The sequence below is a fragment of the Achromobacter insolitus genome (assembly GCF_002209555.1).
Taxonomy (GTDB): domain Bacteria; phylum Pseudomonadota; class Gammaproteobacteria; order Burkholderiales; family Burkholderiaceae_B; genus Achromobacter; species Achromobacter insolitus.
Genome location: NZ_NJIF01000009.1, coordinates 1 through 16,774 on the forward strand (window position 1 = coordinate 1; position 16,774 = coordinate 16,774).

General features: G+C 65.4%; 15 protein-coding genes. 5 read left to right on the top strand and 10 right to left on the bottom strand.

Annotated features, from left to right (window positions below; genetic code table 11):
* Positions 1 to 202 precede the first annotated feature (202 nt).
* The 10 genes from CEY08_RS23110 to CEY08_RS23155 form a co-directional block, all read right to left on the bottom strand.
* A complete protein-coding gene (locus CEY08_RS23110) occupies positions 203 to 2,779 on the bottom strand; it encodes a sensor domain-containing protein (RefSeq protein WP_232033765.1) in 2,577 nt (858 codons plus the stop codon).
* A gap of 39 nt (positions 2,780 to 2,818) precedes the next feature.
* Positions 2,819 to 3,616 (bottom strand): biofilm regulation diguanylate cyclase SiaD, encoded by a 798-nt coding sequence (siaD, locus tag CEY08_RS23115; RefSeq protein WP_042796268.1) that lies wholly within the window; start codon positions 3,614 to 3,616, stop codon positions 2,819 to 2,821.
* On the bottom strand, positions 3,613 to 3,990 hold the full coding sequence (gene siaC, locus CEY08_RS23120; RefSeq protein WP_042796267.1) for a biofilm regulation phosphoprotein SiaC: 378 nt from the start codon (positions 3,988 to 3,990) through the stop codon (positions 3,613 to 3,615). Before siaC ends, siaD begins: the two co-directional genes overlap by 4 nt.
* A 36-nt stretch (positions 3,991 to 4,026) precedes the next feature.
* Positions 4,027 to 4,566 (bottom strand): biofilm regulation protein kinase SiaB, encoded by a 540-nt coding sequence (gene siaB / locus CEY08_RS23125; protein ID WP_042796266.1) that lies wholly within the window; start codon positions 4,564 to 4,566, stop codon positions 4,027 to 4,029.
* 23 nt (positions 4,567 to 4,589) lie between these two features.
* Complete coding sequence (gene siaA, locus CEY08_RS23130; RefSeq protein WP_197723190.1) at positions 4,590 to 6,578, bottom strand: biofilm regulation protein phosphatase SiaA; 1,989 nt, start codon at positions 6,576 to 6,578, stop codon at positions 4,590 to 4,592.
* 308 nt (positions 6,579 to 6,886) lie between these two features.
* Positions 6,887 to 7,591 (bottom strand): ABC transporter ATP-binding protein, encoded by a 705-nt coding sequence (locus tag CEY08_RS23135; protein WP_042796265.1) that lies wholly within the window; start codon positions 7,589 to 7,591, stop codon positions 6,887 to 6,889.
* Positions 7,591 to 8,358, bottom strand: coding sequence for an ABC transporter ATP-binding protein (locus tag CEY08_RS23140; RefSeq protein ID WP_042796264.1), 768 nt, complete (start codon positions 8,356 to 8,358; stop codon positions 7,591 to 7,593). Before CEY08_RS23140 ends, CEY08_RS23135 begins: the two co-directional genes overlap by 1 nt.
* Positions 8,355 to 9,320, bottom strand: coding sequence for a branched-chain amino acid ABC transporter permease (locus CEY08_RS23145; protein ID WP_042796263.1), 966 nt, complete (start codon positions 9,318 to 9,320; stop codon positions 8,355 to 8,357). The genes CEY08_RS23140 and CEY08_RS23145 overlap by 4 nt, the downstream gene beginning before the upstream one ends.
* 2 nt (positions 9,321 to 9,322) lie before the next feature.
* Entirely contained in the window at positions 9,323 to 10,243 is a 921-nt protein-coding gene (locus CEY08_RS23150) for a branched-chain amino acid ABC transporter permease (protein WP_013391329.1), read from the bottom strand.
* A 204-nt stretch (positions 10,244 to 10,447) separates the two neighbouring features.
* Complete coding sequence (locus CEY08_RS23155) at positions 10,448 to 11,611, bottom strand: ABC transporter substrate-binding protein (RefSeq protein WP_076816480.1); 1,164 nt, start codon at positions 11,609 to 11,611, stop codon at positions 10,448 to 10,450.
* Between the two features lie 371 nt (positions 11,612 to 11,982).
* Here CEY08_RS23155 and CEY08_RS23160 point away from each other — a divergent pair, with 371 nt between their 5' ends.
* From CEY08_RS23160 to CEY08_RS23180, 5 genes are all read left to right on the top strand, one after another.
* Positions 11,983 to 12,477 carry a MarR family winged helix-turn-helix transcriptional regulator gene (locus CEY08_RS23160; protein WP_076816483.1) on the top strand — a complete coding sequence of 165 codons (495 nt, stop codon included), beginning with the start codon at positions 11,983 to 11,985 and terminating at the stop codon, positions 12,475 to 12,477.
* Between the two features lie 50 nt (positions 12,478 to 12,527).
* Positions 12,528 to 13,547: a hypothetical protein gene (locus tag CEY08_RS23165; RefSeq protein ID WP_042796260.1), complete on the top strand. Its 1,020-nt coding sequence runs from the start codon at positions 12,528 to 12,530 to the stop codon at positions 13,545 to 13,547.
* A 99-nt stretch (positions 13,548 to 13,646) separates the two neighbouring features.
* The gene (argJ, locus tag CEY08_RS23170) at positions 13,647 to 14,873 is read left to right on the top strand and encodes a bifunctional glutamate N-acetyltransferase/amino-acid acetyltransferase ArgJ (RefSeq protein ID WP_076816485.1); all 1,227 of its coding nucleotides are present in this window, start codon (positions 13,647 to 13,649) and stop codon (positions 14,871 to 14,873) included.
* Positions 14,874 to 14,897: 24 nt separating this feature from the next.
* Positions 14,898 to 15,764, top strand: a complete 867-nt coding sequence (locus tag CEY08_RS23175; RefSeq protein ID WP_042796258.1) for an ATP-binding protein — start codon at positions 14,898 to 14,900, stop codon at positions 15,762 to 15,764.
* Complete coding sequence (locus CEY08_RS23180; RefSeq protein WP_076816488.1) at positions 15,757 to 16,719, top strand: Nudix family hydrolase; 963 nt, start codon at positions 15,757 to 15,759, stop codon at positions 16,717 to 16,719. Before CEY08_RS23175 ends, CEY08_RS23180 begins: the two co-directional genes overlap by 8 nt.
* Positions 16,720 to 16,774 lie beyond the last annotated feature (55 nt).

Genomic DNA, 16,774 nt, shown 5'->3' on the forward strand with positions numbered 1-16,774 from the left:
CGCGGGGCGTCGATAAGCCCGAGGGAATCCGTAGGCAGCCGCCGCAGGCGGCAACGAGGATGACGACGGGGCAGTCCGGAGCGAAGGCTCCGGACCGCAATCGTTGCCCCGCGCATCGCGAGTCCCCGACGCGACAGGCGCCTTAAGAACCAACACTTAAAAACCAACACCTAAAAACCACGAAACGCCAGCAGCCCCCCCCTTACGGTCTACCTCTCAACCACTCCTCAAGATCAGCAGCCGGCAACGGCGGAGAAAACAGAAAGCCTTGCCCCGCCGCACATCCCTGCTCGATCAGGAACCGCCGCTGTTCCTCGTTCTCGACGCCCTCTGCCACCACAGGCAGGCTCAGGCTTTCCCCGATGCGAATCACCGCGCTGGTCAAGGCCCGTGCCGCGTCGTCGCTTTCCAGGCCCTGCACGAAACTGCGGTCCAGCTTCAGTTCGTCCACAATCAGGCGGCGCAAATGCCCCAGGCTGGAGTAGCCCGTGCCGAAATCGTCCATGGACAGGCGCACGCCCAGGCGGTGCAGCTCGGCGATGGTCCGCAGCGTGCCAGCCGTCGCATCCAGCACGACGCCTTCCGTGATCTCCAGCATCAAATCTGCTGCGGCCAGCCCGAACTCGGCAAGCGTCGCCTCGATCATCCGCGGCAGGTTCAGGTTGTGGAAATTCGTTGCGGACAGGTTCACCGACACCGACGGCACGCGCAAGCCCTTGGCGCGCCATACCGCCAACTGCGAACATGCCTCGCGCACCGCCCAGTCGCCCAGGTCGCCGATCAGGCCGCATTCCTCGGCCAGCGGCACGAAACGCGCCGGAGAGATATCGCCCAGGGTCGGATGGCGCCAGCGGGCCAGCGCCTCAACCCCATAAAGCTGACCGTTCTTCAGGCCCACCTGCGGCTGATAGTGCAGTCGCAACGCCTTGGCCTCCAGCGCGTCTCGCAGGGCCGCCTCCAGCGCCAGGCGTTCTTGCGCCTGGCGGTTCATCTCGGCGCTGAAGAAGGAAATACGGTTGCGTCCCGCCGTCTTGGCCTGGTACATGGCCATGTCGGCATGACGCAGCAGCGTATCCATGTCGCGCCCGTTTTCAGGGAAAACGCTGATGCCGATGCTGACCGACGGATTCAGCGTGATGCCGCCCACCGAGAAAGGATGGGCCAGGGTCACCAGCACATGCTCGGCCGCGGCGGTCAGACGGCCATGCTCGAAATCCGGCATCAGCATCACGAACTCGTCGCCCGACAGCCGGCCCACGATATCCGTCGCGCGCGCCAGGCGCCGCAAGCGCTGCGCCACGTCGCGCAGTAACGCGTCACCAATGGGATGCCCCAGCGTATCGTTGACCTGCTTGAAGCGGTCCAGGTCCAGGAACAGCACGGCGACCCGCCTGCGCTCCGGTTCCGCGCGCGCAATGGCCTGCTCGGCCTGGGCCAGCAGCAGGTTGCGGTTGGGCAGCCCGGTCAGCTCGTCATAGAACGCCAGTTGGCGGATGCGGGCCCGCGCCTCCTCGCGCTCCAGCGCCAGCGCGCACAGGTATACGCACACGTCCACCAGCCGGTGATGGAAATCGTCGGGCAGGCGCCGTTCGCGGAAATAAAAGCCGAAAGTGCCTATCACCCGGCCGTCGCTGGACTTGATGGGCGACGACCAGCAGGCCTTCATGTCTTCGGGCAGCGGGAGATGGCGGTAGTCGTCCCACAGCGGATCGGTGGAGATGTCCGGCACGATCACGGGCCGTCCCAGGTACGCGGAGGTGCCGCAAGCGCCCGCCTGCGGGCCGATGGCCACGCCGTCCAGGGCGTCGGCATAGGCCTGCGGCAGGCTGGGCGCGGCAAGCGGCCGCAACAGGCCGGCGTCGTCCACCCGCAGGACGCTGGCGGCCACCTCGGGCGCCAGGCGCTCGACCTCGCGGCACACCATATTCATGACCTCGACCACCGAGGCCTCGTTGACCATGGCCTGCAGCACGCGGCGCTGCAGGACTTCATGCACTTTGGTGGGCGTGATGTCCGTCAGCACGTCGACGATGTTGACCAGGGCGCCCCGTTCATCGAATACGGAGTTCGCCATCACCGACACCCACAGCGGCCGGCCGGCGCGGTCGTAGACCAGCACGTCCTTGTGGTAGCCCTCGCGGCAGGCGATGCGGCGGCCTAGCTCCTCGCGCGTGCCGCCATCCTGCCTGCCGCCGGCCAGCAGTTCTCCCAGCTCCTGGTTCACGGCGTCGCCGCGCGCAAAGCCCAGCATGCGTTGAAAGCCGTCGTTCACGTAGACAATGCGGCCATCGCGGCCCGACACCGCGACCGCGTTGCCGGTTTCATTGATACCCAACAGCAGGAGTCGGATCTCTTCCTGGCGGTCGGCGTCTGCGATGGACTTGCGGGAAATGACGGAAATGCGGACGATCTCGCCGGCTTCGTCGGCGATAGGCATGTAGGTGGCTTCGATCCAGACGAAACCGCCGTCCTTCTTGCGGTACCGGCAGGTGCCGGTGAAATGCTTGCCGCCCAGCAGCCTGGCCCACACCTGTTCGCCGCCGACGATGCCCTTGCCCCCGTCCATGCTGTCGCAAAGCATGTCGTGGCGCAGCGCCAGAGCCTCTTCGCGCGCGTAGCCCGTCAAGGCAAGAAAGTTGGCATTGGCGTTCAACAAGGAGCCGGCCGGGTTGAAATCGAACAGCAACAGCGCCCGATCCATGGACGCCAGGTATGTGCCCGGGTGCCACGCGGCGCCTTGCGGGCGCTCGCCGGTGACCCCTGGATAGGAATCAAGCATATGGGGCTCCATGCCGGATAACAGCTGATCCGGTTTCATTCAGCGTTTCGGAAACCCGAGTTCGACGCGGTCGCGTCCGTCCTGCTTGGCCAGATACAAGGCCTGGTCCGCGCGGCTGAGCGTTTCAGAGAAGGTTTCTCCCAACTGGTGATATGCCATGCCTATGCTGACCGTCAATCGCAATACGCCATCCCCCACCGTAATCGCCAGGGCCCGCACCGCGCCGACCAGCCGGTCCATGACGCGCTGCGCGCCCTCGGGCTGGGTGCTGGGCAGCAACACCAGGAATTCCTCGCCGCCCCAGCGGCCGCACAGATCGTATTCACGCAGGTTGTTGCCCAGCGCGCCAGCCAGCTCGACCAGCGCGCGGTCGCCCGTTTCATGGCCATAGCGGTCGTTGACGGACTTGAAGTGGTCCACGTCCAGCATCGCCACGACGAAAGTGGGGCCGCCGCGGGAAACGCGCAAAACCTCCTGCTTGATCATTTCCATCAAGGCGCGCCGATTCAACAGCCCGGTAAGGGGATCGCGGTTGGAGGTTTCGAGCAACGCCGAATTCAGGTCCCGCATCATGTTCTGATAGTGGTCCGAAATGCGCGCTATGCGGGTCAGGCGACGCAGCTGCCGGTCAAAACGGTCGCACAGGCCCAGCTCGCGCTCGTGCGCCATGCTCTGGTAGGCATCCGACAGCTGGGTCACGCGCTCGATGCGCGCCATCTGCTCGGCCGTATGCCGCCAAAGCGCGCCAAGCGCTTCATGCAACGGATGGCCCTGATAGGCCGGGTCCGCCAGCAATTCGGCGATGCGCTTGTCCAGCTGGGCGGCGTCGGATTTCATTGGCGGCCGACGACCGAAAATGGAAAGGTGCAGTCTTCCTTGAATTCCTCGGCCAATTCGCCCACGCGCTCATTGCGCATGTCGTAGAACCAGGTAACGCTGACTTCACGGCCTTTGCCATGAGCCGCTTCCAGCAGATCGAAAATGTCCATGACGGACTTGATGCTGCTGGTGTTCAGGTACAGCAGTTCCAATTCCAGCTTCAAGGGTGCGGCGCTGCTCAGCAGGTAGGCCTCGACCCATTCAATGACCGGACCGAACAGTTCGAAGGAATTCTCGGGGTAGGAGTCGCCGCGCATCGTCAACACGCCGGCCGCGGTGTCGGCCGTAATGGCAGGCGTGGACTGGGTCCCGGGAATATTCAAATCTTTCATCAATTGCTCCAAATATATTTCTTGGACAGGCGCGGCTCAGATCACGACGCTCAGACTGAAGAAGGCCTGCCCTGGCGTCGCGGCAGGCGTCAGGCTGGCTTCCAGCGGCGCGCCGGCCCGGCGGGCGATGTCGATCAGGCCCAGTCCCGCGCCCGAGGCGACGCCCTGGGCGCGCGGCTTGTGCAGCTGCGCCTTGTATTCGGCTTTCAACGCCGCCTTGTCCAGCGCCGCCAGTTCCTGGATGCGCGCGACCAGCGACCGTCCGTCCTCCGCCTTGACGAGATTGCCCGCGGACACCACGTAGCGGCTTTCATCGCGCCGCCCTATCACCACGGTTGCCGAGGCATCCCCGTCGCCATGCAGCGCGGCGTACTGGCGAATGTTCTGGATCATTTCGATGTAGACCGAAAAAACGTCCATGGCCTCGGCTGGCCGCACGTGCTCCGCGTTCAGGTAGTTCTTGAGCGCATTGCCGATTTCCTCGATCAGGCTGCGGGAAATCGGTCCGTTAAAGCACAACAGGGTGCGATTCTGATTGAACCGTTCGCCCAATGCGTATAGATCGGAGGCATTCATGGGGGTCACCGCCCTGATAACGTTTATTCGAAACGGAACGACAGCAGGGTGATGTCATCACGCTGCGGGCGTCCGCCTTGGTACTCGGCCAGCGCCTGGGTAAAAGCGGCCGCCTGTTCGGTTAACGGCCGGCGCGCGTGCGTCTTGAGCATTTCCGCGAACCGGGTATTGCCAAAGCCAAAGCCGTGCTCGCCCCCGGCCTGGTCCAGGAACCCGTCCGTAACCAGGTAAAAGGTCCAGCCGGGTTCCATCTTCAGTTCGATGTTTTCGTAGATCTCGGTACGCTTGTCCCCCAGCGCCCGCTTGCCGCCGGGCACCTCGCGCAACGCTTCACCGTTGCTCGCGTAGAGGCTGATCTTGGCGCCGGCATAGAGCAGCCTGCCGGCTTGGCGGTCAATATAAACCAGGGCCGCATCGGTATTGGTGGCCAGCGCGCGCGGCAATTGCGCGTCCGCAAGCATGGCGCGGATGGCGCTGTCGGTGCGCGTCAGGATGGCGGCCGGATCCGCTGGCCCCACCTCGGTGATCGCCAGGTCTATGGCCGCGCGGGCCAGCATGGTCATCAGGGCGCCGGGCACGCCGTGGCCGGCGCAATCCATGATGCCCAACAGGCAATTGGCGCCGTCGGAACGGAACACGTAGAAGTCGCCGCCCACCACGTCGCGGGGCTTCCACAGCACGAAATGGTGCGCGCCCAAGGATTGGGTGAGTTGGCGGTCCGGCAGGATAGCGCGCTGGATCAGGCTGGCGTAGTCGATCGAATCGTCGATCTTTTTATGGGCGGCGGCCATGGCGCGGTTGGCGTCCTCGAGTTCGGAAGTACGCTCGCGTACCTTGGTTTCGAGTTCGGCCGTGTGCTGGCGCACTTTGTCCGCCATCACGCCGAATGCGCGGCTGAGGTCGCCGATCTCGTCCTGGCCGCCCGGCGGCAGGCGCACGTCGTAGCTGCCGTCCGCTATCGCCCGAGCCGACTGCTGCAGGCGGCGCAGGGGACGCAACATCAGCCGTTCGATTGCGTATCCGAAGCACAGCAGCATGGCCGCAAACAGCACCACCAGGCCGATGGCGGCGGGCCAAAGCCAATCCGTATCCAGCACCCGGGCGGCGCCCAGGTCCACCACCGTCAGCACGTGCCAATGCAGCTCCGGCATGTAGGCCACGGAAACCAGCTGGCGGATGCCATCCATTTTGACCCATGCGGATTGCACCGATTGCGGCGCGGCCCGGGCCGCCTTCATGGCGGCGGCCAGCTCGGAGCGCCCCTCGCCGCCGTCCAACAGGTCGAACACCATGCCGCGGCCGGCGCCCGCACCCCCGGCACCCGAGTTGTAGGCAATGAGCGAGGCATCCATGTGCGCCTGGATCGCGCCTTCCTCGTCGACGATGATGGGGGTGACTCCCGGCTGGCCGCTATTGACGAATTCGTGCAGGAATCCGCCGACGTCCAGGCCGGAGCCGGTCAGGCCGATGACCCGGTCGCCATCGCGCACCTGGACGTTGATCCACACCTTGGTCGTCTTGAGCTTCAGGTCCGGATTGACGTTGATGTTGTATTTTGCCGGCGAGCGCAACGTCAGGTAGAACCAGGCATCATCCGCCGCGCTTTTGCTCAGCGTATAACGCGGCGTCTCCGACAGGGGCTGGTCGTCGTTGAAGTAATAGTTGCCAGAAGCCGCGCTGGCGATGAAATAGGCACGGCCCAGCAGATCGCGGCGGTAGCCATCGGCTTCGCGGAAGAAGAGCTCGCGGGCGGCCGGATCGCTCTCATGGCGCAACCAGCGGCGGGTGACCTCGCTGTCCGCCAGGCGCAGCGACAGGGCCAGTTCGCGAGAGACCGGCGCCAGGATGCGCTGGCGGTTCAATTGCGTGAAGTTGTCGGAAAAAGCACGCCCGAAGTGCTCCCTGACCCCGTCCAGCACCTGCCAGCCGATCAGGGCCGCTGGCGCCAACGCCACCAGGCACGCCAGCAACAGCGCCATCAACGATTTTCTGCGCAAACCCCATTTCGCCATGCAAAGTCTTCCTGACAGCCTGATAAGACGTAACGTGCGTAAAAAGGGGCGCGTGAATGGGCTTCGGCCGGGAACCAGCCTTTGCCGCGCGATTGCCCCGCTTGTTCGGCCATGAGCCTGATGCGGGCGTACCCACGCGGCACGTCCGGCGCGACAAGTTTAGAGAACAGTGGTTCCAATTGAAACAGGTGCAAACGCCTGTAAGGCGTTCCCCCGTTCTTAGTTTCAGCGCTGCAATGTAAATGTCGGTTTATTGCTTTTTATGTCACGACAGCCGGCTTTTACCCGGTTCCATTGCAGCTTTCTTACTACACGCCCAGGTAGCGCTCCCACAGGCTGCGGTCCGCGTCCAAGGCCTGGGAGTCCCCCGTCCACACGACCTTGCCGCGCTCGAGGATGACGTGGCGGTCCGCCAGGCTCAACAGCCGCTCGACATATTTGTCGATCACCAGAATAGTCTGGCCGGCTTGGCGCAAACGCGCCAGGCAACTCCAGATCTCTTCGCGGATCTTGGGCGCCAGGCCTTCGGTGGCTTCGTCCAGGATCAGCAGCCGCGGATTGGTGACCAGGGCGCGGCCGATGGCCAGCATCTGCTGTTCTCCGCCCGAGAGCTGGTTGCCCATGTTGCGGGCACGTTCGTGCAAGCGTGGAAAGAGTTCGAATACGCGTTCGGGCGTCCAAGGTTCGCCGATGTCCGGATTGCGGGCGGCGACGAAGGCGGTCAGGTGCTCGCGTACCGTCAGGTTGGGAAAACACTGACGCCCCTCCGGCACGATGGCCATGCCCACCCGGGCGATGCGGTCCGGGCTCCAGCCGCTGATATCTTGCCCGGCGAACTGGATCTTGCCGCCGCGCAAAGGCAACTGGCCGAACAATGTGCGCAACAGCGTGGTCTTGCCCATGCCATTGCGGCCCAACAGGGTTACCACCTGGCCCGCTCCGATCTGCAGGTCCACGCCGAACAGCACCTGACTGGCGCCGTAACCGCTCTTGGCGGATTCGATGGTCAGCATCACGCGGTCTCCTCGTCGCCCAGATAGGCTTGCCGCACTTCCGGGTTGCCGCGGATCTCGTCGGGGGTGCCGGTCGCAATGACGCGCCCATACACCAGCACCGAGAGGCGATCGGCCAGCCGGAACACTGCCTGCATGTCGTGCTCGACCAGCAGCATGGCAGCGCGGCCCCGCATGGATTCAATCAATTCGGTCAAGCGCACGGTTTCATCGGGCCCCATACCCGCCATGGGTTCGTCCAGCAACAGCACGGCGGGGCGCGCGGCCAGGGCCAGCGCAAACTCCACCTTACGCTGCTCACCGTGCGGCAAGGTGCCGGCCGGGCGCTCCAGCAGGCTGGCGTCGATGGCGCATTCGCGGGCCAGTTCGCGAGCCTGTTCGTACAGGGCGGATTCCGCGGCCCGCGGCTTCCAGAAGCGGAAGCTGCTGCCAGCATGCGCTTGCACCGCAAGCACCAGGTTATCCAGCACGGTGGACTGTTTGAAAATATTGGTGATCTGGTACGAGCGCGAAAGCCCGGCGGAGACGCGCTGGTGGGCGTTCATGCCGGTGACGTCGCGCCCGCCCACCTTCAACGTGCCCGAATCCGCCGCCAGCGTCCCCGACAAGAGATGGATCAGCGTGGACTTGCCCGCGCCGTTGGGCCCGATGAGCGCGTGGATCTCGCCCGGGTTCAGGGATAGCGACACATTGTCGGTGGCGACCAGCGCGCCGAAGCGGCGCACCAGCCCCGACGCCTGCAGGGCCGGCGTTACGGTAGCGTTCATGATCCCACCTTGCCGGATTGGGGAGCAGCGGCGCGGCCGCTGAACAGGGGGCCGAACAGCCCCACCAGGCCACGCGGCGCGCCGAACACCACGCAAAGCAGCAGCACGCCCAAGGGCAGGTGCCAATATTCCGTCCACAGGCGCAGCACTTCCTCCAGGGTCAGCATGACCACGGCGCCTGCCACGCCGCCATAGCGCAGGCCGATGCCGCCCACCAGCACCATGATCAACAGGTTGGCCGACTGAGTCCAATGCATGAGGCTGGGGGAAATGAAGAGGTTGTGATTGGCCAGCAGAGCGCCAGCCAGCCCCGCCACCGCGCCGCTCAGCGTGAAGGCCATCAGCTTGATGCGATAGACCGGATAGCCCATGGATTCCATGCGCGACTCGTTTTCGCGTATGCCCTGCAGGGCGGTGCCGAAGCGCGAGGCCACTACCCGTCCGAACACCCACATGATCAGCGCGAACAGCACCAGCACCAGGTAATAGAAGCTGACGTCATTGGCCAGGTCGATGCCCGGCAGGCTGGAATAGCCCGGCAGGTTCAACCCGTCCTCGCCGCCATACTGGCGCAGCGAGATAAAGATGTAGAACAGCATCTGCGCAAAAGCCAGCGTGATCATGATGAAGTACACGCCCCGGGTGCGCAGCGAAATCGCCCCCGTGATGCAGGCCAGCAGCGCCGCCAGCAACATGGCCACGGGCCACGACACCAGCGCCGACGTGACGCCCGACATGGCGAGGATGCCGACCGCGTAGGCGCCCGCGCCGAAGAAGGCCGCGTGGCCCAGCGCCACCATGCCGCCGTAGCCCAGGATCAGGTTCAGGCTGGTCGCGGCCAACGCGTAGATCAGCACGCGCCGCACGAAGGAAATATAGAAGTCCAGGCCCAGCGCCGGCGCCACCAAGGGGAAGACCGCCAGCGCAAGCAGCAGGACCACGGTCCAGATCGTGGATTTCATGCTTACCCTCTCGCCGGAAACAAGCCGGAGGGCCGGAACACCAGCACTGCCGCCATCAATACGTAAATGGCAATCGCGGCCAGCGTCGGTCCGACGCTGGAGGCTACAGCCGGAGAAAAGACCTGGCGCAACAGCATGGGCAGGAAGGCCCGCCCCGCCGTGTCCACCATGCCCACCAGCAACGCGCCGACGAAAGCGCCGCGAATGGACCCGATGCCGCCGATGACGATGCACACCAGCACGAGAATCAGGATTTCCTCGCCCATCCCCACCTGCACCGAGGTGATCGGGCCGAGCAAGGCGCCCGCCACCGCGGCCAGCATGGCGCCCAGCACGAACACGCCCAGGAACAGGAGCGGTACGCGCACGCCCATCAGCGTGGCCATCTGGCGGTTGGATGCGCCCGCCCGCACCAGCACGCCCGCCCGGGTGCGCGTCACGAACCAGTACAGGCCCGCCGCGGCGGCCACGCCGAAGACGATGATCATGAGCCGGTAGGCGGGATAGAGCAGGTCGGGCAGCAGCCGCACCGGGCCGGACAGCGCGGCCGGCATGTTCAGCATGACGGGGGCCGGCCCCCAGATCATCTTGACCAAATCATTGGCGATCAGAATGACCGCGTAGGTGCCCAGCACCTGGGCCAGGTGATCGCGCAGCGCGAGGCGGCGGATCAGCGTGAGTTCCAGCACCACGCCGACGATGCCGGTGGCGACTGCCGCTACCAGGACGGCGGCGGTGAAGGAACCTGTGCGCTGCATGGTTTCGGCGGCGACATAGGCGCCGGCCATGTAGAGCGAGCCGTGAGCCAGATTCATGATGTCCATGATGCCGAACACCAGGGTCAGCCCGGCCGCGATCAGAAACAACATCAACCCAAACTGCAGACCGTTCAGCAATTGCTCGACGATCAGCGTAAACGTCATGAAAACTTCCCCCTGCCGCGAATTGCCGATGGCCTAGCTCGCGGCCTGATCATTAAAGCCATCTGATTGCCCATCACGCTGGCGCACCCAGCGCCGCGCGTGCAGAGGTGCACCCGATCCGGATGCCGCGGATCCGGCTCCGCCGGTCCGCAGGCATGCCCCCTTGAGGGGGAAGCGCGCAGCGCTTCGGGGCGTGGGCTCCCTCTACAGCTTGCACTCGCCGACGTAGACGTCCTGGTATTTGTCGAACACCTTGCCCACCAGCTTGTTGGTGATGCGGCCGCTGCCGTCCTTGTCGACGACGCGCAGGTAATAGGACTGGATGGGGTAGTGGTTCTTGCCGTAGGTGAAGCTGCCGCGCACCGACGGGTAGTCGGCCTTTTCCAGCGCGCGCACGATGGCTTCGCGGTCCGTAGCCTTGCCGCCCGCCTGTTTAACGGCGGCGTCCATGGCCATGATCACGTCGTAGGCCTGGGCGGCGTACACCGAGGGATAGCGGCCGTTGTATTCCTTTCGGAAGGCTTCGACAAAGGCCTTGTTCTGCGGCACATCCAGGTCGTGCGCCCATTGCGCCGTGTTGTACATGCCCAGCATGGGCTCGCCCACCGCCTGGATCACGTCCTCGTCGGCCGAGAAACCCGGGCCGATCAGCTTGACGCTTTGCGACAGGCCGGTCGACACGAACTGCTTGACGAAATTGATCCCCATGCCGCCCGGCAGGAAGATATAGACGGCGTCCGGCTTGGCTGCGCGGATCTGCGCGAGTTCCGCCGCGTAGTCGATCTGGCCGAGCTTGGTATAGACCTCGTCGCCCGGGGCGGTCTTGTAGCCGCGCTTGAAGCCGTTCAATGCATCCTTGCCGGCCGGATAATCCGGGGCCATGATGAACATTTTCTTGAAACCGCGGTCCGCCGCGACCTTGCCGGCCGCTTCATGGAAGGCATCGTTCTGGTAGGAAGTGCCGAACCAGTATGCATTGCACTGCGCGCCCGCGAACTGGCTGGGACCGGGATTGTTCGACAGGTACGGCACCTTGGCCGCGAACAGCGCGGGGCCGACGGCCAGCGCCACGTTCGAGCCGATGGGGCCGGTGAAGAAATCAACCTTGTCGCGCTGGATGTAGCGCGTCACCAGTTGACGGGCCTGGTCGGGGTTGCCGCCCATGTCGGTCTGCACGAATTCGGCGGGCTGTCCGCCCAGCTTGCTGCCCAGTTGCTTGAAGGCGAGATTGAAGCCGTCGCGGGCTTCAGCGCCCAGCGCGGAGAAGGGGCCGGAGATGTCGTTGGCGATGCCGACCTTGATGGTGTCGGCGCCGGCCAGTGCCGGCACCAGGGCGGCGGCGGCCAGAAGGGAAGTGATCAAACGCATGGTGGTGTGCTCCGTGCGCGAGCCCGCGCAGAGGGTGTTCTTTTTTGAAATCGCGATTCGAAAAACTTCGTGCAGCACAGCCAAGGCTGGCGTGCTTCATAGTTTAGGTTTAAAGTATTCGGCAAAACAAGTCTAGGGTTTTTACCAAAGGGTTTTTACTAATAAGCTACCGCCATGGTTACCCTCCGCCGCACCTATGATCGCGCCACGCCGGTTGCCCGGCACAACGTTCGCGCGACAGTACCCGACATCCCGCCGATACTCAAGAAGCGCGCCGATCACGCCGCCACTACGCGACCGACGGCGATTCCCGCGATCCTCGCTCGGAAGCCTCTGGCGCCCGCCCCTCATTCCCGGTAATTTCCATAGCCATGACCGACACTCCCGACCTGGAATCCCGCGCCGCGCCCGACGATCACCATGCGTTGCGCCTGTGGCTGCGCATGCTGACCTGCGCCAATCTCGTCGAAAGCGAGATTCGCAGCCGCCTGCGCAATGAATTCGACACCACGCTGCCGCGCTTTGACCTGATGGCGCAATTGCAGCGCGCGCCCAAAGGCATGAAGATGGGCGAGCTGTCGCGCCACATGATGGTCACCAACGGCAATATCACCGGCATCACCGACCAGCTCGAAAAGGAAGGCCTGGTGGTGCGAACCAAAGTCGAATCCGACCGCCGCAGCTCGCTCATCAAACTCACGCCCCTGGGCAAGAAGAGCTTCGCCCGCATGGCCCGCGCCCACGAATCCTGGGTCAAGTCCATGTTTGGCGACCTGCCCGAAAATACCCGCAATGCGCTGTTCCAGGCCCTGGGCGAACTGAAGCTGCAAGTGGTGGCCACCCGCTCGGAATCCGCCCGGAACTGAACACCCGTCCGCGCCTATGTCCGCTTGCGGATTGGCGCATAATTGCCGCCATGATTCCGGTTTCTCTTCCTGGCGGTAATTTCTACGTGCTGATGGCCGCGTCGCTGGCCTGCCTTGCCACATTGCTGACCTGGCTGGCCGTACTGGCCACTACCCGCAGCGCCAGGGAATGGCTGGGCGGCCACCGGCGCGGCGGCGCCATCCTGATGGCCTTCCTTGCCATCGTGGGCGCCATCTTCCCCTATCAGCAGTTCAGCCTGTGGTTCTCGGCCCGCCAAAGCGCCCAGGCCGACGCCGAGCGCAAGACCGTGCTGCCCCAGGCCACCCAGCTGGCAGGCGTGGAGATGCCGGCCGGCACCGTCCTCAGCCTGGGCACGCCGGGCGAGCTGGCCTCGTTCGACCTCGCCGTATTCCCGGACGGCCACCTCGCCTCCATCCAGGGCATTGCCGCCACGCGCGTGTTCCGCTACCCCGCCAGCGCCAAACAGGCCGAGACCCTGTCCGTCGAGATCGCCCGCGACCAGGCGCTGGACGGCTGGCTGTGCGCGCACGGGCATCGCCTGGAGTTCGTCCTGCGCGACGGGCACCCCCGCTTCGCCAGTTGCCACCTGGCCATCGGCAATACCCTGAACCAGCAAGCCGTGCCGCCCGGCGCCTGGCTGAAAGCCATTCCCGCAGGCGCCCCCGATGCGCCGCGCTGGCTGCTGCGCACGGAAGGCAGCGAGGCGCTGGACGTCGCCCGCATGCCGCTGCTGAAGGTGGACATGCAGCTGGACAGTCAACGCCGCATGCTGGATTTCGAGGGTCTGCTGGCTCGCGAAACCGTGCTGGGCGACATGACCTACCAGCCCGGCACCCGGGTGATGGCCGCCAATTCCCGCCTGCCGGGCGCCCAACCGGGCGATCTGCTGTTTTCCCCATCGCGCGGACGCTCGGCGCGCCGCGCGGGCGGCGAAGACGTGCCCGCCGGCAAGTCGGTGCTGCAGGCCCCTGACGGCGCCGTGCGCAGCGTGCTGGGAAACCGCGAGGCCGGCGTGCTGGACGTGGCCGCCATGCGGATCGGTCCCTGACCGGACGCTGTCCCAATCCGGTGGGATAATACGAAGCTTTCCCCCGCGCGCCGCCTCGCCTGGCGGCGATTCCGTCCTGCTCATACATGAGACGAAGTCATGGCCGTTAATCTGCAGATCCCCTCCGAGTCCGAAATTTTTCCTGTTGCCGGCGTTGAAATCGGCGTTACCGAGGCCGGCATCCGCAAAGCCAACCGACGCGACCTGACCGTATTCCGCTTCGCGCCGGGCACCAGCGTGGCGGGCGTCTTCACGCGCAACCGCTTCTGCGCCGCCCCCGTGCAGGTCTGCCAGGCCCATCTGGCCGCCGGCGGCCCGATCAGCGCCCTGGTCATCAATACCGGCAACGCCAACGCTGGCACCGGCGAAGAAGGCCTGCAGAAGGCCAAGGACACCTGCGCCGCGCTGGGCAAGCTGCTGGGCGTGTCCGCCGCCGAGGTCCTGCCGTTTTCCACCGGCGTCATCCTGGAGCCGCTGCCGCTGGATCGCCTGGTGGCCGGCCTGCCCGCCGCCATCGCCAACCTGGGTCCCGACCACTGGTTCAGCGCCGCCCACGGCATCATGACCACGGACACGCTGCCCAAGATCCACTCGCGCAAAGTCCAGATCGACAGCAAGACCGTCACGTTCACCGGCATCAGCAAGGGCGCCGGCATGATCCGGCCCAATATGGCCACCATGCTGAGCTTCCTGGCCACCGACGCCGGCATCGCCCAGCCCCTGCTGTCCAAGCTGGCCGGTGAAATCGCCGACGCCTCGTTCAATCGCATCACGGTCGATGGCGACACCTCCACCAACGACTCCTTCATCATCGCCGCCACCGGCAAGTCGGGCGTCGAAGTGAACGCCGAGTCCGATCCCGCCTACGCCGCCGTGCGCGAAGCCCTGACGGCCGCCGCGCTGGACCTGGCCACCAAGATCGTCCGCGATGCCGAAGGCGCCACCAAATTCATGACCATCCGCGTCGAAGAAGCCGGCAACACCGAAGAAGCGCTGAAGGTGGCTTACGCAGTGGCCCATTCGCCGCTGGTCAAGACCGCGTTCTTCGCCTCGGACCCCAACCTGGGCCGGATCCTGGCCGCGGTGGGCTACGCCGGCATCGAAGACCTGGACGTCTCCAACATCCGCCTGTGGCTGGACGATGTGCTGGTGGCCAAGGACGGTGGCCGCAACCCCGCCTACCAGGAGGCCGACGGCCAACGCGTGATGAAGCAGGCCGAGATCCAGGTGCGTATCGCCCTGGGCCGCGGCCAGGTCAGCGACACGGTCTACACCTGCGACTTCTCGCACGAATACGTGTCGATCAACGCCGACTACCGCTCCTGATCCGCAACTTCCGGGACTTCAGACGTGACCGCAACCGAGTTCTCCACCCTTATCCAGCGCGCCGAGCGCGTGCTGGCGCAGTTGGAAGCCTGGCTTCCGCCCGCAACGCCCGAAATCGACTGGACCGCCCACGCCTACCGCTGGCGCAAGCGCGGCGCCCGCGGCTGGCTGGACGCCGTGCGCCACGTGGCGCGCATCGACATGGCGGACCTGCAGCACATCGAGCGCCAGAAGGGCATCATCGACCGCAATACGGTGCAGTTCCTTGAAAAGAAGCCGGCCAACAACGTGCTCATGACCGGCGCCCGCGGCACCGGCAAGAGCTCGCTGGTCAAGGCAATGCTGGCCGCCTATGGCGACCGCGGGCTGCGCCTGATCGAAGTGGACAAGTCGGACCTCGGCGATCTGGCCGACATCGTCGAACTGGTGGCTGCCCGCCCGGAACGCTACATCGTGTTCTGCGACGACCTGTCGTTCGAGGAAGGCGAGGCCGGCTACAAGGCGCTGAAGTCGGTGCTGGACGGCTCGGTATCGGCCGCCGGCGACAACGTGCTGATCTACGCCACCTCCAACCGGCGCCACCTGATGCCGGAATACATGAGCGAGAACCTGGCGGCCAAGCATCAGCCCGACGGCGAAATCCATCCCGGCGAAACGGTCGAGGAAAAAATCTCGCTGTCCGAGCGCTTCGGCTTGTGGCTGTCGTTCTACCCCTTCAAGCAGGACGACTACCTGGACATCGTTTATCACTGGCTGCGCGAACTGGGCTGCCCCGAATCGCAGATCGAACCCTCGCGCACCGAGGCGTTGCAATGGACCATCGAGCGCGGCTCGCGTTCGGGCCGCGTAGCCTATCAATTCGCGCGCGACTGGGCGGCCCGTCATGTCTGAAAAAATCATCGACGTCGCCGCCGGCCTGATCCTGCGCCCCGACGGCATGCTGCTGCTGGGCCAGCGCCCTGAAGGCAAGCCCTGGGCAGGCTGGTGGGAGCTGCCCGGCGGCAAGCTGGAGCCCGGCGAAACCGTGCTGCAAGCGCTGGCGCGCGAACTGCAGGAAGAAATCGGCATCCGCGTCACGCAATCCCGCCCCTGGGTTACTTATGTGCACGCCTATCCTCACACCACGGTGCGCCTGGCGTTCTGCCACGTCACCGGCTGGGAAGGCGAACCGCGCAGCCTGGAAAACCAGCGCCTGGAATGGGTAGACCCGGCCAACGCAGCCTCCGTCGGCGACCTGCTGCCTGCCGCCCTGCCCCCGTTGCGCTGGCTGCAACTGCCCACCACCTACGGCATCAGTTCCGTAGGTTCGCGGGCGGGCGTGGCCGCCTTCCTCGGCCGGCTGGAAGCCGCCTTGGCGCGCGGCGTGAAACTCGTACAGCTGCGCGAACCGCAGTGGCCGGACGGGGTCGCTTCCCCTTCGCTGCATGAAGTACTGCAGCAGGTGCTCAAGCGCTGCCGCGCCGCGGGCGCCCGGGTACTGGTCAACAGCGTCCACCCCGCCGCCTGGTGGCGCGAGGCCGACGGCGTGCATCTGCGCGCGGCCGATGCCGCCAAGCTCACGGCCCGCCCCGAACTCCCCGCAGGCGCGCTGGTCGGCGTGTCCGCGCACGACAACGCCCAAATCATCCACGCACGGGATCTGGACGCCGATTTCGCGGTGCTGGGTCCGGTGCTGGACACGCCCAGCCATCCTGGCGCTCCGACGCTGGGTTGGGAAGGTTTCGTGCAAGGCATCCACGATGCCGGCATTCCCGTGTTCGCGCTGGGCGGGCAGTCCACCCAGACCGTGTCACAGGCCTTGCGCCATGGAGCGCATGGCATTGCCGGGATACGCGGGGTGCTCTGAGCCGCGCGGCGGCTTTGCTGAAAGCCGCCGTCTGCCAGCTCCGCGGGAGCATCCA